11 protein-coding genes are annotated in these 20,330 nt (G+C 35.2%); all 11 read right to left on the reverse strand.

The features are described 5' to 3' along the window. Window positions 1-7: 7 nt before the first annotated feature. Window positions 8-2,335 (reverse strand): T9SS type B sorting domain-containing protein, encoded by a 2,328-nt coding sequence (locus tag GMA17_RS01850; RefSeq protein WP_248398507.1) that lies wholly within the window; start codon window positions 2,333-2,335, stop codon window positions 8-10. A gap of 93 nt (window positions 2,336-2,428) precedes the next feature. Next, window positions 2,429-7,258: a T9SS type B sorting domain-containing protein gene (locus tag GMA17_RS01855; RefSeq protein ID WP_248398510.1), complete on the reverse strand. Its 4,830-nt coding sequence runs from the start codon at window positions 7,256-7,258 to the stop codon at window positions 2,429-2,431. A gap of 108 nt (window positions 7,259-7,366) precedes the next feature. Beyond that, window positions 7,367-9,211 (reverse strand): gliding motility-associated C-terminal domain-containing protein, encoded by a 1,845-nt coding sequence (locus GMA17_RS01860; protein ID WP_248398513.1) that lies wholly within the window; start codon window positions 9,209-9,211, stop codon window positions 7,367-7,369. A gap of 39 nt (window positions 9,212-9,250) precedes the next feature. Then, complete coding sequence (locus GMA17_RS01865; protein ID WP_248398516.1) at window positions 9,251-11,590, reverse strand: T9SS type B sorting domain-containing protein; 2,340 nt, start codon at window positions 11,588-11,590, stop codon at window positions 9,251-9,253. A gap of 58 nt (window positions 11,591-11,648) precedes the next feature. Further along, window positions 11,649-14,957, reverse strand: a complete 3,309-nt coding sequence (locus tag GMA17_RS01870) for a T9SS type B sorting domain-containing protein (RefSeq protein ID WP_248398519.1) — start codon at window positions 14,955-14,957, stop codon at window positions 11,649-11,651. A 26-nt stretch (window positions 14,958-14,983) separates the two neighbouring features. Continuing rightward, window positions 14,984-15,811 (reverse strand): ABC transporter permease, encoded by an 828-nt coding sequence (locus GMA17_RS01875; RefSeq protein ID WP_248398522.1) that lies wholly within the window; start codon window positions 15,809-15,811, stop codon window positions 14,984-14,986. An 18-nt stretch (window positions 15,812-15,829) separates the two neighbouring features. Then, entirely contained in the window at window positions 15,830-16,723 is an 894-nt protein-coding gene (locus tag GMA17_RS01880) for an ABC transporter ATP-binding protein (protein ID WP_248398524.1), read from the reverse strand. A 137-nt stretch (window positions 16,724-16,860) separates the two neighbouring features. Next, window positions 16,861-17,376, reverse strand: a complete 516-nt coding sequence (locus GMA17_RS01885) for a plasmid pRiA4b ORF-3 family protein (RefSeq protein ID WP_248398527.1) — start codon at window positions 17,374-17,376, stop codon at window positions 16,861-16,863. Window positions 17,377-17,412: 36 nt separating this feature from the next. Further along, a complete protein-coding gene (locus GMA17_RS01890; RefSeq protein WP_248398529.1) occupies window positions 17,413-18,426 on the reverse strand; it encodes a COX15/CtaA family protein in 1,014 nt (337 codons plus the stop codon). A gap of 47 nt (window positions 18,427-18,473) precedes the next feature. Next, window positions 18,474-18,842: a four helix bundle protein gene (locus GMA17_RS01895; protein WP_248398531.1), complete on the reverse strand. Its 369-nt coding sequence runs from the start codon at window positions 18,840-18,842 to the stop codon at window positions 18,474-18,476. A gap of 71 nt (window positions 18,843-18,913) precedes the next feature. After that, complete coding sequence (locus tag GMA17_RS01900; protein ID WP_248398534.1) at window positions 18,914-20,329, reverse strand: CCA tRNA nucleotidyltransferase; 1,416 nt, start codon at window positions 20,327-20,329, stop codon at window positions 18,914-18,916. Between the last annotated feature and the right edge of the window lies 1 nt (window position 20,330).

The following is a 20,330-nucleotide window of genomic DNA, read 5'->3' on the forward strand; positions in this document are numbered from 1 at the left end:
GTTACGATTATCTTACCAATGAAAAATGACCTAGATATTCTTTACCATTTGGAAGTACAGCGCGATACCAATAATCATCCGAACCTAATTGTTGACCTTTATACGTGCCATTCCAACCTGAATTAGAAGCATTTATTTGTTTGATGAGTTTTCCATACCGATCAAAAATACTGATTTGTAATTGACTGCTATTCGCGTTTACGCCAAGTGGTTTCCAGACATCATTCATGCCATCGCCATTTGGTGTGAAAAATTTAGGAAAACCAAGAACCGAAACATCTTGTGAAATAGATCCACATTCATTAATATCATTCACGGTTATTGTATGAACTCCGGCCGAAACATTTGTGAAGGTTGGGTTGTTTTGGAACGTTCCAAAATCTAAAGCATACTCATAAGAACCTTCTCCAGAAACAAAAACAGTAATGGTGTTATTTGATGATGCATCTACAACTACAATGTCATCTATTGTCGGGATGTTAGATGGCAGAACTTCAATGTTTCTTACGGAAGTACATTGGTTTGTGTTTGTTACAAATACGGTGTAAACCCCAGTTTCATTAATTGCTATTTGATTTGTGTTCAAATTCAAGTCCAAGCCATTTAAATCCCAGCTGTATGTAAAATTACTAGGATTCTGCTGAACACCGGAATTTATAAAAACTGTATTTGGAAACTCATTTAAACAGTAAAAGATGCTTTCATCAGGAATTAATTCTGGTGCATTAAAAACTTGCAACGCCAAAGTTGTAAACGCATAACAATTTCCGTTATCTCTTATTTGAACAAAAAGTGTGTCGGAATTAGGACTGTTCGTATTTTCATAAGTTCCAGAAACTTCATTGGTTTGATTTTCTATATCTGTTTGCGTTTCAAAAAACGAAACAGAAGCAGTGTTTGGAACATCCGGTTGCGAAATAACATAAGATTCTAATTCAGAAATATCAAAATTAATAATACCATCAAAATCGGTATCACAACTTGTAAAAGGTGCTAAATTAACTGGGTTATTTGCAATATCTAGAATAATTTCGGCAACTGAAATGCAACCATTAGAATTGGTAATACGTGCGTAAACGGTTTCTAATATACTGGCGTTGTTGTAATTAGATGGATTTGTAATAAGTCCGTTTCCAGTTTGTTCTGCACCTATAAAAGTGTTGTAAAAACTATCTGCTGACAATTGAGTGTCACCATTGGTAATGGCGGTTTCAGCATCAAATAAATTATAGGTCGTGAAGCCATTCAAATCCAAATCGCAAGCAATAAGTGTTGTGTTTGTTACAATGGGATCTGGCGCATATTCAATAGTTATGGCGCCTGTACTTAAGCAGGTGCCATCAATATTTACCTCCACCGCATAATTGCCAGGCTGTGTAACGGTATAGGTAGCGTTGGTTTCAGTTAGGAGTTCTGTGCCGTTTCTGAACCATTTATATGTGTTGTTCCCAGGTTGAAAAGCATTTAATTCTGTCGATTCATTGGCGCAAAGTGCCGTGTTTTGAGCAATTAATAAATCTGGACCTAAATTAGAACTTAATTGAAAACTACCAGCTTCTAAATACACAGCAGAATCGTAACGTGGATTTATATGATCTGCAATAACCAACTTTACATGATAAATGGTGTTTGGAACCACATTAGCAACAGCTGTTAAAATATCTGTTTGACCATTAAAATTTATGGGAGCTGTTGGGCCGTTCCAACCGCCAAAATATTGTTCGTTAATAGGATTACAACTGCCTGGAATTCCTGAATGTACGGTTGTTACTTTTATAGGTGTTCTGGTATTTGGAACAACAGCAATATTGGTGTAACGCGTTTCATTTACTGGTCGGATTAGGAAACCGAATAAATCAGAATAACGACACGTATTTGGATCCCCTTGCTGATATTCCTCCGAAGCAAAAATATAACGAAAGCTAATTTGGTCAGCAATGGCTTCAAATTCAAACTCTAATATCGTTGCATTGAAGGTTTCAGATTCGTTTAAAACAGATTCTATTTCTTCATCACCGTACCAATTAGGTGCAGTATCATCACTTAAGGACGTATTGGGACCTGCAGTGTTTTGTAAACGCCCTGTAGACATAACAATACCACTTTGAAAAGGAAAACTGGAGCCATTGGCTTCAAAATAGCCGTAGCTTAAATCCGATCCATTAAAATTTCCGCTCACAGCATTGGTTACAACCACATTAGAAATGCAATCGCTATCAATTAAAACATCTTCAATAAGTTCTTGAGGTGTATACGCGAAAGCATCAGCAGTCACATTTTGAGACCATGACATGAGTGACCATAAACAGGCCATAATAAAAAGGGCATTTTTCATTCCTAGCAATTGGATTGCAAAGATACGTAATAAGAATTTTTATAAAGCAAAAGCATGGGTTGCTTTTTATAGAGAATTATAATAATTTATGAATTAACGTTTTAGGGTGAAATGGCGTTTTACTTCAAAAGAAATAGTGCCTTTTTTGACTTTTGCTAAAAACCAATAATCGCTTGAAGGCATATTTTGGCCATTGTAAGTACCATCCCAACCAGGTGAAGAATGTGTTAAGGTTTTTAGAAGCTTTCCATACCGATCAAAAATATATACGATGGTTCCTGGAATTTGGTTGACACCTGTAATATGCCAAGTATCATTTTGTCCATCCTGATTGGGTGTGAAAAAGAGTGGAGCATCTATAATTACAATTTCTTTAATTGCCGATGCACACCCATTTAAATCATAGACTTCAATGGTATGTGGTCCCAAGGTAACGTTATAAAACACATTGGAAGATTGAGGAACGCCATTGTCTAAAATATACATGTAATTACCTATTCCACTTATGGTAACGGTAATATTATTAGGATTAGAAAAGTCAATGGTTTCTGTGAATTCTATGGTAGCTTGTTCAGATTCTATAACATTAAATGTAACGGAAGTAGTACACCCATAATCCGACCTAACGGTTACCGAATAGCTTCCTATTTGGGTGATTTCTATTTCAGGCGTTGTTGCATTGGTAGACCACAAATACGTATCCGTATCAAATCCTGTTTCAGCTGAAACAACTAAAGGTAAATTATCTAAACAAACCGTCTGGTCTGGAATTTCAACAAAAGGTTTTCTTTGAACCAAAGTTAAAAAATTAGTTGTCGCAAAACATCCTGTGGTATTATTTTGAACGCGTACATAAATAGTTTGCTCATGAAACGCGTTGTAGTTTAAATCGGTAATGGGATTATCATTTTCTAATGCTTCAATTTCCAGCTCATAATAGGTTACGGTAAAATTAGCTGGATTTTGACCACCTAAAATTGTGTTTGTTTGTTGTGATAAATCGAAAACACGCATCCCATCAAAATCATCATCACAAGCCTCTAAATTTGTAGGTGTGACTGCTGTTGGGTTTGGATTTACCAATAGCGTGAATGAACTTGTAGCAAAACAATTTGTAAGTGTATTTTCAGCCCGCACATAGATGGTGTCGTTATTGGAACCATAATTGTAAATACTATCTAATGGGTTTAGTGCTGATTCAGCATCTGTTTGTGAGGCATAAAACGTAGTAGCTACATTGGATTGTGTATCAATTAAACTCGTGATGGTTTCATTTAAATCAAAAATATTGTTAACGGCATCACAGGTGTTATAATCCGTTATTGGATTTATGGTTGGCGGTAAATTTACTTCCAAGTCCAATGGCACCATAACATAACATTGAGACACGGTATTGGTTACGCGAATATATACGGTTTGCGGATTTTCAATATTTTCATAGGCGTCTGGATTGGGAATATTATTTGTATTTGCTTCCAAATCGGCTATATTTTCATGATAGGTTACTAAAATATTGTTTTGTCTGATTTCCAATACTTCAAGTTCTGAAACGGTTAAATCAAAGGTTGTAGATCCATCATAATCGGTATCACAAGCTGACATAAGCGAAGCCTGGTTTACATTTGGAACTTGAATAACATTCAGTCCAAATTCAGCAATTCCATGGCAATAGGTACCGTTTTCAATTCGTGAATAAATTTGTTGCGGATTACTTTGATTGGTGTAATTTAAATCGATTGGATTTTCAGCGCTTTCAGCATCTTCTAGACTTTCATAAAAGGTAATGGTTAAATTATCAGTACTACCCAGACTCATGGCAGTTTGAATTTCGGTTAAATCAAAAGATTCTTGAGCATCATTAGAAATATCATCACATAAAAAGGTGTCTAAAGGCGGATTAAAGATTGGAATAGAACCGACCTCGATAAAAAAGGTGCTTACACCAAAGCAACTGGTATCACTAATGTTTTCCACACGAATATGAATGGTCTGTGGGTTTGATATGTTTTCATAAACAGCGGTTTTGTCAATTATATTGGTTCTGTTTATGGCGTCATTGGCATTTTCAAAATACAAAACGCGTTTTCCAGTTTGGCCATTTAAAATATCCGCATCTTTTTCTTCAAAGATGAACTCTGCAATTTGATTACCATCCGTTTCACAGTTATTAAAGTCGGCAATGGGTGTAAACACAGGTAAGGTATTAACGACAATCTCGAAATTTTCAATAGCAAAACATCCTGTGGTTATACGCTCCACTCGTGAAAACACAGTTTGTGTATTGGCATTATAGGCATTGGTATTTGTAATTCGGTTTGTATTGGATTGTGCATCTGATAATGATGTATGAAACGTAATATTTAAACCTTCTGTGGCAGTAACAATTTCTGGAATTTTGGCATCTAAATTAATTAGGGTAAAGGCATCCTGGTCATCATCACAAATAATTTCATTACTAGGTTGTGTAGTTGTTGGTGCTGGTAACACTTCAATTTCTAAAGAGGCAATATCAAAACAACCCGTATTACCATTTCTTACGCGAACATAAACTTCAAAAGGATTACTGGTATTGTCATAAAAAGGCGGTAATGGATTCACATTGTCTATAGCATCATTTTCCGTTAGAAAATAGCTTACTTCTGCATTTGGAATTCCTGAACTTACAGAGGTGTTGAAGCTAAATAAATCCACCGATGTCATGGTGTCATCATCCGTATCGCAATAGGTTACCGATCCTAAAGTGGGTAAAATGGTTGCTGGGTGAATAATAAGTTCTATTTCAGAATCAACCGAACAAGTAGCACCTATAATTGTAATGAACAAAGTGAAAGGTGTTTCTGTAACCTCATAAGGAACGGTTTGGTCAATGGCATTATTTCCAGCAGTTTGATCGGCTTCAGTTTCATAAAAAGCAACGGTAACATCTAATAGCCCATTAATAATGGTTGTTGCAATATTCTCTAGGTTAAAATTGACTATACCATCATTAGATGCATCATCGCAGCGCGAAAAATTTCTAATATTACTTTCATTAAGGAGTAAATTGGTGTGTAATTCAATAGTAGCAATAGAGGGGCATCCTGTAACGTTATCTACAACTCGAATAAAAACGACTTGAAATAGTGGTGTAGTATTTGTGTAGTTGGTGATATCTGCAATGGGATTATCACCTGTTTGGGCATCCTCATAGGTTGTATGAAATGTAGTGGATACATTGGTCAATCCGTTTAAAACATCATCAATAATTGTTGTTAAGTCAAAATTTTCAAAGCCATCATCGTCTTGTTCACAAGCGTCTATGGTATGTGAGATATTATCAATAGCAGGACTATCAAGAACGCTAACATTTAAAGTTGTTGTGCTTCTACAGCCAGTAGCCGTATCCAAAACACTCACGAAAAGCTGATCGTTTTGGGTCATGTTAGAGTAGGGTTCAGGTACAGGATTTGCACCAGATTCCGCATCTGTTTGGTTGTAATGATATGTTACCGCATAGCCTGGATTTCCTCCCGTAATTTCAGTGTCTTTTACGGATAGGTCTATCAGTGTAAATCCATCTCCATTGCCATCGTCGCATACTTCTAAAGTTGTTGGCGGTGTAATGGTTGGTACCGGATTCACAATTAGATTAAATGTACCGAACGCTAAACAGCCATTATCAGTATCTAAAATCCGTACATAAATGGTTTGCGGATTTACTGAATTTTGAAATGGTGTTGAAATTGGGAAACTGCCGTCTTGCGCACTGTTAGCGTTGAAATGGTAAGAGATGTTGTAATTTCCAGTTGGGACAGCTGCAAGAACGTCGGGATCTTTTATGGATAAATCGAAGGTGTAAAAACCATCATTACTTGGGTCATCACAAACAATGTAATCTGAAATATTTCCAGCTGATTGTTCAGAACTTAAGGTTATAATAGCGGTATCTTCAATTTCGCAAATGGTGCTATTGATAGGAATAGAAATGGAAACGGTGTATGTCCCAGAGGTGTTTACGGTTAAAGTAGGACTAGTTTCTCCTGAAATTGGTACACCACTCTCAGACCATACATAGGTTGCTAGTGGGTTTTGAATATCTCCATTTAAAGTGACACTATCAGCACAGGTTGTAATATCTGGCCCTAAATTTACAGATGAATTAAAACTATTTCCTTGTATAAAAACAGCCGAATCAAAATTTTCATCTTCTTGATCTGCAATCACTAATTTAATGTGATATTGGACGTTAGGTAGAATAGTTGCTGAAGCTGTAAGAACGGTTGTACGCCCATTAAAATTGGTGTCACCTAAATTATAACCTTCAAAATATTGTTCGTTTTCTGCGGGACAAAATCCTACAACTTCTTCATGTATCGTACTGGTATTTACGGGTATTGTAGTTCCTGGAATTACGGCAACATTTACATAAGGATCAGTGGTACCGGCTTCTTTAATTAGAAATGCAAAACCATCGGAATACTCACAAGGATAATTAGCAAAATATTCTTCGGAAGCTAGAATGTAATTGAACTGAACTTGGTTTGAAACAGAAATAAAATCGAATTCTATCGATGTGGCATTTAGCGTATTCGTAATTCCTAAAGCAGTTTCTAAATCTGAATCTGTAAGCCAATCTGCTTCACCATCATTTAAAGGGTTTGCATTTACAGTATTTCCAGCTGAAACGGCTGCTCCAGTAGATAATAGGATACCATTTTCAAAAGGAAAAGTGGAATTTGCACGCTCAAAATAACCAAAACTATTTATATTATTTACGGAGCCGTTTATAACGGATTGCACATTAGAAATCTCCACACAACCATCAATTAAACGGTCCTCGATAAGTTGCTGTGCTGTAAACGTATCATTTATAGATATTTGTTGTGCATAGCTATTATTGATTAACGCTACTAATAGTGAGGTGAATAAGAAGATTTTCTTCATTTTTTTATTTCAGGTTGTCACTAACAGATTTGGGGCTAGTAAAACAAATGTAATAAAATAATCAGATGAAACGCTAATTTTACCGTTTAAATGCAGATTTATATTTATTTAATAGTTTACATACACATAACCGGTCATAGTTTTATAATTGGAATCATTTAAATAGAGTACATAAAAATAGGTGCCAACTGGCACTAAATTTCCTTGATTTGATATGCCTTTATTAGCTTTTCCATCCCATGGTAAATCATTGTTTCCTTCAAAAATTAGTGTTCCCCAACGGTTGTAGATTAATAGTTTATGATTCTCAAAAATAGTGTAAAGCCCTTGAATATTAAACCAATCGTTAAATCCGTCATGGTTTGGTGTGAAGACTTGGGGAATATAAGGCGGACAATTTTTTACACGCACATTAAATTTATAAAAATTAAAGCAGAAATCCGTATCAATACGAATAAAAATTTCTTGAGGTGAGGTGTCGTTGTTAAAATATTCTGGAATTAATATCTGGTTTTCCTGATTAAACAAATCAGTTTCCGATTCATAATAACTTACATCTTCAATTGATTCATAGTCAATAAATTGAAGTTGTTCGGTTAGATTGAAGGTTGCTTGATTAAATCCAATATCGCAAGCCTCTAAGGGTCGTAGTTGTGTAACTTCAGGAATAGGTAATAATGTAATGGGTTCTGTTGTTATGTTATTTAATTCATTTAATTCGGTAACAATGCCAGTTCCATTTCCTACATCATCAATTATAATTTGAAGCGTAAAACTATCTGGAATAATGTCAGGGATATTAACGGTTATGGATTGTGTTTCAAAACCATCTATGGGGATCATGTCTTGAGTTTCACTTTGGGCGACTAGAAGCCCATCTGCATAAAAGGCTATTGGTGTGGCTGCTGGTAAAATTTCAGTAGAGTTTATATTAAACGCTGTATAATCTATAGTAACAATTCTAGTGGCACATTCTAAACGATAGGCATCCAAAATAATAGTTGCGTCGGGTAGCTGACTGTTTAATACCGTAATCATGTTATTCAAAATGATTAAATCAGCTTGAAGAATACCAAATTCATCCAAATCACCGGTTGTTAATTTAATTTCAACGGAATTATCGCCAATGGCAATATTATTTTCAATGTTGTACACATCTAAATCACCATTATAAAATGTGTTACTTGCAGTGAAAGAATTTGTGCCGTTGAAGGCATTATTAGCCGGATTTAAAGGAGGGTTAGAAAGTATGTTATTATTGATTAAAAGCGATTCGCCGTAATTTAAATTCGCATCACCTTCCCACGCTAAAAAGCCAATTTTTGCGCCTTCATTATCTAAAACATTAATGTTGTCCAATAAAATGGTTTTTTCTTGCACATTTCTATTAATAATTTCCAACCCTTGAAATAGGTTTATTTGGTTGAGCGGTAGATTTGTGTTTTCATAAATAATATAAATACTCCAACCTGCAAAATTAGTCCGGTTATTACAGTAGCCATCATTGGTGGTTAAAATGTTTGAAATGTCAAGATCTGAAAACGTATACATACTATTTCTAACTGTACGTATGTATTCTGTAATGTCCGTATAACAGGAAAAATAGGTGAGGAGTCCGTAATTTGGATCGTTATAATCTACCAAATGAGTATTATCCGCTAAAAAGGGAATTCCATTTAAGCTGACTTCGGTATCCCCACTTCCGGAGCCGGCCCAATACAAATAGGCGGCTACAACATTCCAATCGGGATTTAGGGTTAACTCGGCTTGGGATTGTGGTAAAATTTCACAAAAACTGCGGTCTAAATTGTTTTCAAAAGGATTGAGGGTATTACCTATTGCCAAATAATCATACCGACCATTAAATTGCTGAAATAGTGCTATTTCTTGACTGAATGCCACAGAGGTAGCAATACAACAAATGAATACTATAATTTTGTTTAACTGAAACATAGAACGGTGTTACAGTTTTAAATGTACGATTTTTTACTGTTAACGCAGTAAGGAGAAATGACCTTTGTAAATTGTGCCATCTTCCAGAGTTACAGAAAACCAATACCCTCCTGACGAGACAGGAACTCCATTAAACGTGCCATCCCAACCTGTTCCTGTAGGCTGAATTTGCTTCAGTAGTTTTCCGTAGCGGTTAAAAATATATACTTTTGATTTTGGTTGAAATTGGCTTGAAAGCCCTTGGACTTGCCATAAATCATTGTCGCCATCACCATTTGGTGTAAAAACTTTTGGAAAACCTATAATGGCAAAATTATCTTGGGCTATGCCGCATTCATTTTTATCACGAACAAAAATGGTATGTACACCAGGTTCTAAATTTGAAAAACTAGAACTGTCCTGATAGGGCCCATCAATATTGTCTACCGCATATTCGTAATCGCCGGTTCCTGAATTTAGGACGGTTATGTTGCTTTCGTTAAATACAGAAATATTCGTTATTGTAGCAATACTTGAAGAACTTACAGAAACTACACGTTCCGCAAAACAGCCATCAGGGTTGTCTATTGTAATTGTATTGGTGGGTGTTATTCTAACTGTATAATTACCTTGATTCTGAACTGTTATTTCTGGTGTTGTTTCCATAGATTCTAACCATAAGAAGTTGTAATCCGACAGTGCGCCTTCTAAAGATCCTACATCAATTGTTACGGACGAATCTTCAGAGTTTTCGCAAAAGAATATAGCTTCTGTTTCTTCTATGATAGGACTTGAAATGGTAATTAATTCCAATTCACTTATGCTGTAGCAGTCAACACTGAAAATATTTTGTAATCTAACATATATGATTTGTGAATTTAAAGTACTTTCATAGCGCGTTACACCATTAATAGCATTTAATCTATTCTCAGCATCGGTTAAATTTTCATAAAAAGTAATCCCGATATTAGGATTCATGGCAATATCATCGGGAATAGAAGAGACAAGGTTAAAGGAGGTTGGGCCCATGTCAGCCTCACAATTAATTAGCTGATCAAAGATAACAGAATTCGGTTGTTCAGAAATCGTTAAAGTTCTATAAATAATTTGGGTGTCACCTTCAGTTTCAATAGTAATAGTTACAATGTAATCTCCCGGATTTGTAAATATATGTGTGGGGTTTAAATCGGTAGAGGTGTTATCATTTCCAGAAGCGGGATCACCAAAATTCCATGATATAGCATCTATAACGGTGGAAGTATTAATGGAAAACTCCGTATTATCTCCAAAGCATGTATTCTTGAATATATTAGTTGCAAAAAAGTAGGATTGAATAAAGGGAGGAAGACCAAACTGACTTGTATTACCACCTAAAAAAACGTTATTTAAATCAAAGTTTGCTGATAATCCAGGGGTATTTGGATCTGAAATAACGGCTAAATACTGGGCATCCTTAACAGCTACATAAATTCTTCCATCAATAGCTTGCTGCAATGCGCCAAACTGTTTGTTGGCCTCTTGTGCAATTATGATATCAGAATTGACAATTGCAACTTGGTTAGGTAAGGTTATATCGTATTGATGAATTTTACTAACCGAATTTACGCGATCAATTTCGGAAACATAAAGTAAATTGCTATCTGGAGAAAACTCACAACCGTACGGACCTAAATCCGTTGAGCTGTAATTTGAAATAGTTATAGGATTTGATAATAAACCTGTCGAGGCATCAAAATCAAAAATTTGTGTCTCATTATTCTCGTATGATTTAACTGAAGCAATTTTTTCTCTATTTGGAGATGCTTTTAAATAGCCTATGGAATTATTTATGTTACCTTGGTGGAACGATCCTACAGCGCTTCTAACGGCTGTTGTGTTAACGCCTGTATCAGAAACGAGAAAGGATATAAACTCGTTACTATTCCATTTATGACTAATAACCCAAATACTTCTTCCATCTGAACTTTCAATAGCCGTTATTTTTTCAGTAACCGGATTCGCTAATAAAACATTTTTAATATTAGTTACAGCTCCTAAACCATTGTCTAATGACATATTAACTTCTGAGTACCTTAAGCCGTCTGGGCCACCACGATCGTCTACTGTAAAAATATAGTAAATATTTTCATCGTTTGGTTTAGGAATAATTAAAGCGGATTGGGTTGATGATTTATCTCCAAGCAAGTTTGTCCCATTCTGCATAATAGTATTATTTCGATTCCAAACTGTAATTCCATCTGAATAAAATTGCAGATTCCCGAGCTTATCAGAAATTGTTGAGCAGCCTTCAGGCGTATCTATTAAAGCCCCTAATTCCGGAATTGGATATCCAAAATTAAAGCTTAATCCTGCTTGATTACCGAAGAACCAGTTGGCAGCTTCATTTTGGGCAAATCCCATAGTGAAGATGCACATAGTAAGCATGAAAAAAGAATATTTTATCTTTGTATTCAAAATTTTAACGTTTAAGTGTGAAGTGACTTTTGAAAATACGACCGTCTTGTAGTTTTACAGAAAACCAATAATCGTCATTTGGCATAACTTCACCATTGTAGGTTCCATCCCAGCCACCATTTAATGGGCTTAACTCTTTTAGTAATTTCCCAAAACGGTTATAAATCTGAATACGTGTACTAGGTTGAAACATCGCAGTAACACCTTGAACGTTCCACGTGTCATTGGTGCCATCGCCATTTGGAGTGAATACATTAGGGAAACCTATAACGGAAACCATATCCTCAACAATGCCACAATTGTTTTTAACGTCTCGTATGCTAACCGTATAAATCCCTGGATCTACATTGGTAAACTCATTACTTGTTTGATAGGCTGTATATAGTGCTCCAGTGGCATCAAATAGCGCAAATTCGTATTCGCCTTCACCCGATACTATAACCGTTATCGTATTATTACTTTGAAGTGCATCTTGAATGTTAATAGTTTCAATCGTTGCAATATTAGAAGGTTCAACAGTAATAGAACGCGTTTTTGTACAACCAAATGCATTAGTTGCTGTAACTGTATAGGTGCCAACTTCATTTATATTAATACTGTTTGTGGTTTGACCAGAAGTCCATGAATATGTATAATTGTTAGGGGAATCATTTAAAATACCTGCATCCAAAGTAATTGTATTCGGAAAGGTGTTTAAACAATATAATACGGTTTCATTTGCCTCCAATTGTGGTCTTGGGTTAATGGTAAATGAAACTTCACCAATACCATAACAGGCATTATTGTTTTCTACACGTGAATAGATTGTTTGATTATAAGGTATGGTGTTATTAAATGGTGTTGATAAGGCATTTTGCTCTAATAAGGCATCATTATAATTCGCATAATAGGATACGGGAAATGTAATGGTATTGTCTTGCTGAATGGCTGTAGTTATGGCATTCAAATCGAAGGTGTTAATGCCATCTTCCGAATCTAATTCATCACAAACCTCTGGCGCTTGATAATTGTTTATTTGGGTGGTACTTACTTCTAGTGATAAATTGGCTAAACTGTAACAACCCGTTGTATTATCAATAATTTTTACAATAACTATTTCTGGATTTGCCGAATTAATATAGCCTAAAGGGTCTAACATGCTAATTCCAGAATCTGCATCTATTGAATTTTCATAATATTCTATAGAAACCGTTGTGGAGTTTCCTGATAAGGCATCAAAAGCTTCGTCTAGATTAAACCTCGTTCTACCATCCATATTGCCATCTTCATCACATTGAATTAAGCTGGTATTAAAAGCAGGAGGTAAGGGGTTTATGGTTACCATGAATGATGTTGTACTAAAGCAATCCGTTTTGATGTCATTTTCAACACGAACAAAAATCTCTTCTTGAAAGGCTGTTTGGTTATAATATGTGTTTGGTAGTGGATTAGCCCCAGTTTCGGCATTAGCAAACGAATTATGATATGTAACATTAAAATCCATTGAACTTTGCGTATCTAAAACTATTGCGTTAAAATCTAATAAATTAATGTCTGCTTGACCATTCGTGGCATCTCCATCAGTAGCATCATCGCACCAGATTTGATCGGGAATTGGGTTTGCAGTTGGTGTTATAAACACTTCCACATCAAAGGATGTGGTGTCATAACAATTTGGGTTGTTTTTGTTGTGAATACGCGCAAAAATAGGTGTTGGGTTCATGGTATTAGTAAATAAGCCCGTTATCTCGTTTTCGTTATTATCAGCATCTAATTGGGATTCAAAATAATGAACTTCATATATACTTGGGTCTTGCGTTCCTAATATGTTCGCATCACGAACGGTTAAATCAATTTCCGCAAGAATCGTTTCATTACAGATTTCTAATTTTCTGGCAGGATTAGCAACGGGGATTTCATAATATGTTACAATAGCTTCCCCTTCTAAACGATTACAGTTTCCATTATTTAAATTGATGTCTACGGTATAAGTTCCAGATTCGTTAACTACTAAATCAAAATCAGATTCGGACAAAACCACACCGTCTTTCCTCCACTCATAAGTTGCGCCTGGAATATTATCCGCTATCAGCGTGTAGGTTTCTCCTTCACAAAGCGGTAAAAATGTTGTTTCGCTAGCACTTCCAATAATATCAATTTTATCAACAAAAAATGAAGCTATAAAAGGGGGTAATCCTTGTGTTGAGTTGTTTTGTCCTAATGAAACAGCATTATTTACATAATTGCAAGAAGCTCCAAGTTCATTTGGGTTATTAATAACACTTAAAAAAGGGGAGCCTAGATTATAAGTTCTGGCCATTGATCTGTATATTTTACCATTAGGGCCTAACTGTAAGGCGCTTCTATAAGCATTTCTGCTATCTATAATAATTGTAGATGCGGAAATATTTGGTGCTGTTAGATCCATTTGAAGTAATACGGACTGATGTGAATTCGGGTCGTCCTGTGTATTTGTAAAATTATCATTTGAAGCGGAAACATAAAGGAAATGACTATCAGGTGAAAATTCAACCCCATAAGGACTGTCGGTTAATCCCGAAATACCTAAACGTTGACTGTTGCTCAAACTTCCATTGCTTGCATCAAAGTCTAAAAGATACAAACCATCACCCATATTGGCACATGCTACTTTACTGCCATCTGGAGAAAACTTAAGATAACCTCTTAAGTCGTTAACATTCATTCTAGTCAAAGTAGACTCCACAGCTCTATTACTCACACCGCTATCCGTAATTTCAAAGGCATGAAATGTGTTTAAATTCGCAGTTTGAGGATTATTGAATGCGCCGTTCTCATTGGAGAAACCAATAACCCATATAGCACCCGATTCACAGTTTTTTACTGCGGCTATTTTTTCCGCACATTGCGATAACAGTGGAATGTCTTTTCTAACTACTGCGCCATTACCTCCGTCCAACGTCATATCTACTTCTGAATACTTTAGACCAGTTAAGGTTTGGTTAGATCCCACCGTAAAGATGTAATATATATTTGGATCGTCCGGTTTTGGAACTACTATTGCCGATTGCGTACTTGAGAAGTTGCCAGATAGATTTCTACCATTACTCATGATAGTATGGTTACGATTATAAACAGTAGAACCTTCCGTATAAAATAATAAATTTCCGTCAGCATCTGATATGGAAGAACAGCCTTCAACGGTGTTTAACATACCGTCATCTAAAGAAGTGACAGAACCATCGGTGGCAAATTGAATTCCAGCATTTTCGCCAAAATACCAATTGGACGCTTGTTGTTGACTATAGGCACCAATAAAACACCATAAAAACGTAAAACAGAGAATTTTTTTCATTTGGATAGCAATATGATCCAAATATATTACAAATCTCGCTTCTTTAATAATCTTAAGGACAAAAACACAAATATAGCTGTCCAAACTAATACAATTGCAACTTCATACCAATGCACGGCATAGTCATAAGCTAAATCGGCCTTTTCAGGAAATTTAGTTATCATAATACGCTGAATGGGTTGATCTATTAATTTGTACATGGACTCTAATGGTAAAAAGCCTTTAACTTTAAACGCCGTTTCTGAATTTCCAAAAACTTCATAAGCTCCCCAATATACAAGCCATTCAACTATATAAAGCACGAATAAAAATGCTAATGCAAATGCGGATCGCCTTAAAAGCATGGCAAAAAATAAACAGAGAGTGAAGAATCCAACAAGCTTTACAAAATAAGCTAATAGGAACTCGGTTTCTCTAAAAATGATGCTTGCTTCCGTATAACTGGAATAGTACATGCCGATTAAAAATGAGGCCACAGCAATTAGAACCGTTGCAAATAATGAGAAAAATACAATGGTGTAAAATTTAGAGAGTATAAATTCTTTTTTGCTTAAACCGTCAATTAAATTTTGTTTGATGGTTTTGTTGCTGTATTCATTCCCAATCATACTCACCACAACAATTGCAAAGAACAATTTGAAATATGAGGCAAAAAATGTGGTGATATGCCAGATTAATGGGAAGTTAAAAATGCCTAATTCGCCTAATTCTAAAGTGAAAAATCCGAAGAAATTTATTTTTATAGATGACAATACCAAAACCGTAAATGGCAAAATGAATGAAATAAATATTAATATTTTATTCGTTCTGCTTAACAGTAATTTTTGCAATTCTAAATTTACTAGTCGTAACATGTGGTTGGTTTTGATTGGTTAGTTGTCTGTTAATTGTAAGAATTGTTCTTCAAGACTTTCTTTTCGTTTTACTAAATGGGTTAAAACGATACCGTTATCAAACAACAATTTGTTAACGCTTTTGGCATCCATAGGTTCATCTAGAAATGCTGTAATTAAACCGTCTTCAACTTTAATTTTTCCAAACATTTTTTTACTTTCCAAGAACGCCATAAGGTTATTGGTATCCTCTGCTTTAAGTTCTAGAAAACCATGACTGGATATCATTTCGTCTACTGGGCCAGAATATAATTTTTCGCCTTTTCGAAGAATAACCACGTGTGTACATACCTTTTCTACTTCGTCTAATAAATGGGAGGCTAACAAAATAGTGGTACCTTGACTGGCAATTAATTGAATTAAACTTCGTATTTGATGGATACCTTGCGGATCTAAACCATTGGTTGGCTCATCTAAGATTAGAATTTCTGGATCGTTTAATAAGGCTGATGCAATAGCTAAACGTTGTTTCATACCCAAAGAAAAGGTTTGAAACTTGCTGTCTTTTCTATCTAAAAGTTTAACGAGTTCTAGCTTTTCATCTATTTTACTAAAAGGGACCCCTTTAATTTTGCAAACCAATTTCAGGTTTTGATACGCTGTCATGTATGGATAAAAATTTGGTCGCTCAATAATTGCGCCTACTTTTTTTAAAGCATCATGTGTTGAGGTATTCCCATCAAACCAATGAAAGTCACCAGATGTTTTATTTACAACATTTAAAACAATGCCTAATGTAGTAGATTTTCCGCTACCATTAGGTCCTAGGATCCCGTAAACATTCCCTTTGTTGATGGTGAATGATAAATCTTTAACAGCCGTAAGGAAGCCAAATTTTTTAGTCAGATTATTAATTGTCAGTATGGTTTCCAAAATAGTTCTGTTTTTGGTTAATGGTTACTTGTAGGACGAGCAAGTTATTAATTTGTTACATGCTAAAATAAAAAAAGCATTCGGTTAAGAATGCTTTTTAATAGTAATTGTTGTCTGCTTAATTGACTAGCAAGGTGTTAATTCCAATTCTCGTCAAAATCTAAATTATCATAATCGTCCACATCTAAATCGTCTTCAAATTCATTGTAGTCGTCATAACTTTCAGCTTCAAAGTTTTTTTCTGGAGCTTCATCCGGAATTTGACCATGAACAAACATGAGGTTTGGATAATCTGTACCTTCGGTTTCTTCAACAATTTCAGCAAGTTCCACATAAAATGTCCACATGCTTAAAAAATCATACACATAAATAAGTTTGTTTAAACCTTCATGCACGGTGTCTTTTAAAACAGATCTACTCATCAGTTTTACAGGATTCAAGCCATCGCTCATATCAAATAATGAAATTTCTTCACCTTGATTCCATTCATCATCAGACAAATAAAACGAAGCCATTTCTGTACCATCAAATCCAAAGGATTGTGTAATGGTATTATGAAGGTCTTCCATGGTATCCGTTTCACGAATTTCTATATCGCGAAAAACGTCCTTGTCCGTGTCGTTATCTAGTACTATTCGAAATCTGTATATCATATTTTTATTTATGCCGCAAAGGTAGTTATTTTAAAATTATTTGCTAAATCGATGTAGCGTAAATGTCATAGCTGAAAGCAAGAAAAATGCACCCACTTGATGTGCCACACCTAACCACAACGGAACCGCATAAATGATGGTTAATACGCCTAATAAAAATTGAAAACCGACTAAAATCAGCAAAGCATTTATACTCTTTTGTTGGAGGTTTGTAAGGGTCATTTCGCGCGCTTTAAACCACAAAATAAATATGGATGCTACAACCAAGTAAGCCAATGTTCTATGTATAAATTGAATACCACTTGGATTTTCAATGAGATTTTTATAAAACGGTTCTAAAATATAAACCGTGTGATGCATAAATTTGCCTTCATTCATAAAAGGCCAATGGTTATGCAGTAAACCAGCTTTTAAACCGGCCACAAATCCACCATAAATTATTTGAACAATGAGGATGAGGTAGCTAACAATAATAAGGTTTCTAAACTTTTTGTCAATGACTTTTTTATCAGGATATATTAAATCCAAAGCTACCCAAAGTGTTGCAGCAAAGGTTAAGAATGCCGTTGTTAAATGGGCTGCTAATCTGAAATGACTTACATCTGGCATATCTACCAAACCACTTTTTACCATATACCAACCTAAAAAACCTTGAAATCCACCTAGACCTAATAAAACCAAACATTTTTTGATGGTGCTTTTTGTAAGTTGCTTGCGAAATAGAAAATATAAGAAAGGAATAATAAAGACTAATCCTATGACTCGGCCAATTAACCTATGAAACCATTCCCAAAAATATATACCTTTAAAATCTTCTATAGTAAAGTGTGAATGCAACTTTTGAAATTCCGGATACTGCTGATACAATGCAAAAGCATCCTGCCATTCCGCATCATTTAATGGCGGGATAGTTCCTGTTATAAGTTTGTAGTCGGACATAGATAAACCCGAATCTGTTAATCGGGTAATACCACCAACCACAACCATGATAAAAATAAGAACGCAACCTGTAAGGAGCCAGTAGATTACTTTTTTATTGTCTTTTTTCATTTTTTATTGAGTTTTCAGAGTTACAGAGTTACAGAGTTTTGAAAAGGTTAGTTTTTTATTTTACGAATAAAATTGGAAAGCATCCGTTCAATTTCTCTACTGTCATTATATAATTTAATAAAATTATCTTGTTTCAAAAACTTTAAATTGTAAGCTATTTCAAGTTGTGTTTGTAATTCAAACAGCGAACTTAAAGCAATGTTCAAAAAACGCAAATAATCTTTCTTTCCTTCTCTACCGTAACCTTCTGCGATATTACTCGGAATAGAGGTTGCAGATCTTTTTATTTGAGACGTTAACGCATACAATTCATCAGGCGGAAAAACCATTACTTCACTATAAATTAAAGTCACCAATGCCATAGACTTTTGCCAGACTAATAATTTTCTGAAGGTGCTATTTTTTGAACTTTCCATTTGTGAATTATGTTTTTTAGTGTCAAATTATTTTACCGCTTTACCACTTTTCAACTTTGTCTCTTTGCAACTTATACTCGCGTCAACCCCAAACGTTCCCCTTCTTTCAACATGAGTTGAAAAGCCGCCTCATGTTCATTGGGAATTTCACCTTCTAAAATAGCTTCTTTAATTTTTTCTTTAATCGTGCCAATCTCTCGTGAAGGTTTAATGCCAAACGTTTCCATAATTTCTTCACCCGAAACCGGTGGTTGAAAATTTCGTACCTGATCACGTTCTTCAACTTCTACAATTTTATCACGTACAAGCTTAAAGTTATTGTGGTATTTCTGGAATTTCTTCGGATTCTTCGTGGTAATATCTGCTTCACACAGCGTCATTAAGTCGTCCACATAATCACCAGCATCAAAAACCAAACGTCTTACAGCCGAATCTGAAACCATATCATCCGCAAGTGCAATAGGCCTAGAACTCATAAACACCATTTTTTGTACAAATTTCATTTTATCATTCAAAGGCATTTTCAAACGTTTGAATAAATGGTAAACCATTTTGGAGCCTTCAAATTCATGGGCATGAAAGGTCCAGCCATTTTTTTTGTGAAAGCGTTTTGTGGGCGCTTTTCCAATATCATGAAGTAAAGCAGCCCAGCGAAGCCAAAGGTTATCCGTGTTTTCTGCAATATTATCTACGACTTCTAATGTGTGATAAAAATTATCTTTATGACGTTGCCCTTCAATTTCATCAATCCCTTTTAATGCGGTTAGTTCAGGTAAAATATGTTTTAATAATCCTCTTTCTTCCAACAGTAAAAAACCAATGGACGGTTTTGGCGATTCTAAAATCTTGTTCAGTTCAACAACAATACGTTCGTTTGTTATAATCTCTAATCTGCTATTATTTTTTGAAATAGCCTGTAAGGATTCGGGCTCAATAGTAAAGTGCAATTGTGTAGCAAAACGGATGGCCCGCATCATCCGTAAAGGATCGTCACTATATGTAATATCTGGATTTAAAGGTGTACGAATTATCTTGTTTTCTAAATCTAGAACGCCTTGGAAAGGGTCTAATAAATTGCCAAAATTAGATTTGTTTAAACTTAACGCTAGAGCATTTATGGTAAAGTCCCGACGATTCTGATCATCTTCCAGCGTGCCATTTTCTACAACAGGATTCCGGCTGTCCTCATGGTAACTTTCTTTACGAGCACCTACAAATTCTATTTCTATATCTTCAAAACGCAACATGGCAGTTCCATACGTTTTAAATACTTGAACTTTAGGTTTATTGGGAAGGTTTTTAGCTACTTGTCGGGCTAATTCAATGCCACTTCCAATAGCTACAATATCAATATCTTTAGGATTTCCGCGTTTCAGAAGAAAATCGCGAACAAAACCACCAATTACATAACAGTCAACCTGTAATTCTTCAGCAGATTTTGAAATGGTTTCAAATATAGAATGCTCTAATGCGTTTTTATAATTCATA

The organism is Bizionia sp. M204 (genome assembly GCF_023205095.1).
GTDB classification, from domain to species: Bacteria; Bacteroidota; Bacteroidia; order Flavobacteriales; family Flavobacteriaceae; genus Algorimicrobium; species Algorimicrobium hallyeonense.

Bases quoted from the DNA above. Each gene is read 5' to 3' on its own strand.
- GMA17_RS01850 (WP_248398507.1), bottom strand. From the start codon at position 2,335: ATGAAAAATGCCCTTTTTATTATGGCCTGTTTATGGTCACTCATGTCA.
- GMA17_RS01855 (WP_248398510.1), bottom strand. From the start codon at position 7,258: ATGAAGAAAATCTTCTTATTCACCTCACTATTAGTAGCGTTAATCAAT.
- GMA17_RS01860 (WP_248398513.1), bottom strand. From the start codon at position 9,211: ATGTTTCAGTTAAACAAAATTATAGTATTCATTTGTTGTATTGCTACC.
- GMA17_RS01865 (WP_248398516.1), bottom strand. From the start codon at position 11,590: ATGGGATTTGCCCAAAATGAAGCTGCCAACTGGTTCTTCGGTAATCAA.
- GMA17_RS01870 (WP_248398519.1), bottom strand. From the start codon at position 14,957: ATGAAAAAAATTCTCTGTTTTACGTTTTTATGGTGTTTTATTGGTGCC.
- GMA17_RS01875 (WP_248398522.1), bottom strand. From the start codon at position 15,811: ATGTTACGACTAGTAAATTTAGAATTGCAAAAATTACTGTTAAGCAGA.
- GMA17_RS01885 (WP_248398527.1), bottom strand. From the start codon at position 17,376: ATGATATACAGATTTCGAATAGTACTAGATAACGACACGGACAAGGAC.
- GMA17_RS01890 (WP_248398529.1), bottom strand. From the start codon at position 18,426: ATGAAAAAAGACAATAAAAAAGTAATCTACTGGCTCCTTACAGGTTGC.
- GMA17_RS01895 (WP_248398531.1), bottom strand. From the start codon at position 18,842: ATGGAAAGTTCAAAAAATAGCACCTTCAGAAAATTATTAGTCTGGCAA.
- GMA17_RS01900 (WP_248398534.1), bottom strand. From the start codon at position 20,329: ATGAATTATAAAAACGCATTAGAGCATTCTATATTTGAAACCATTTCA.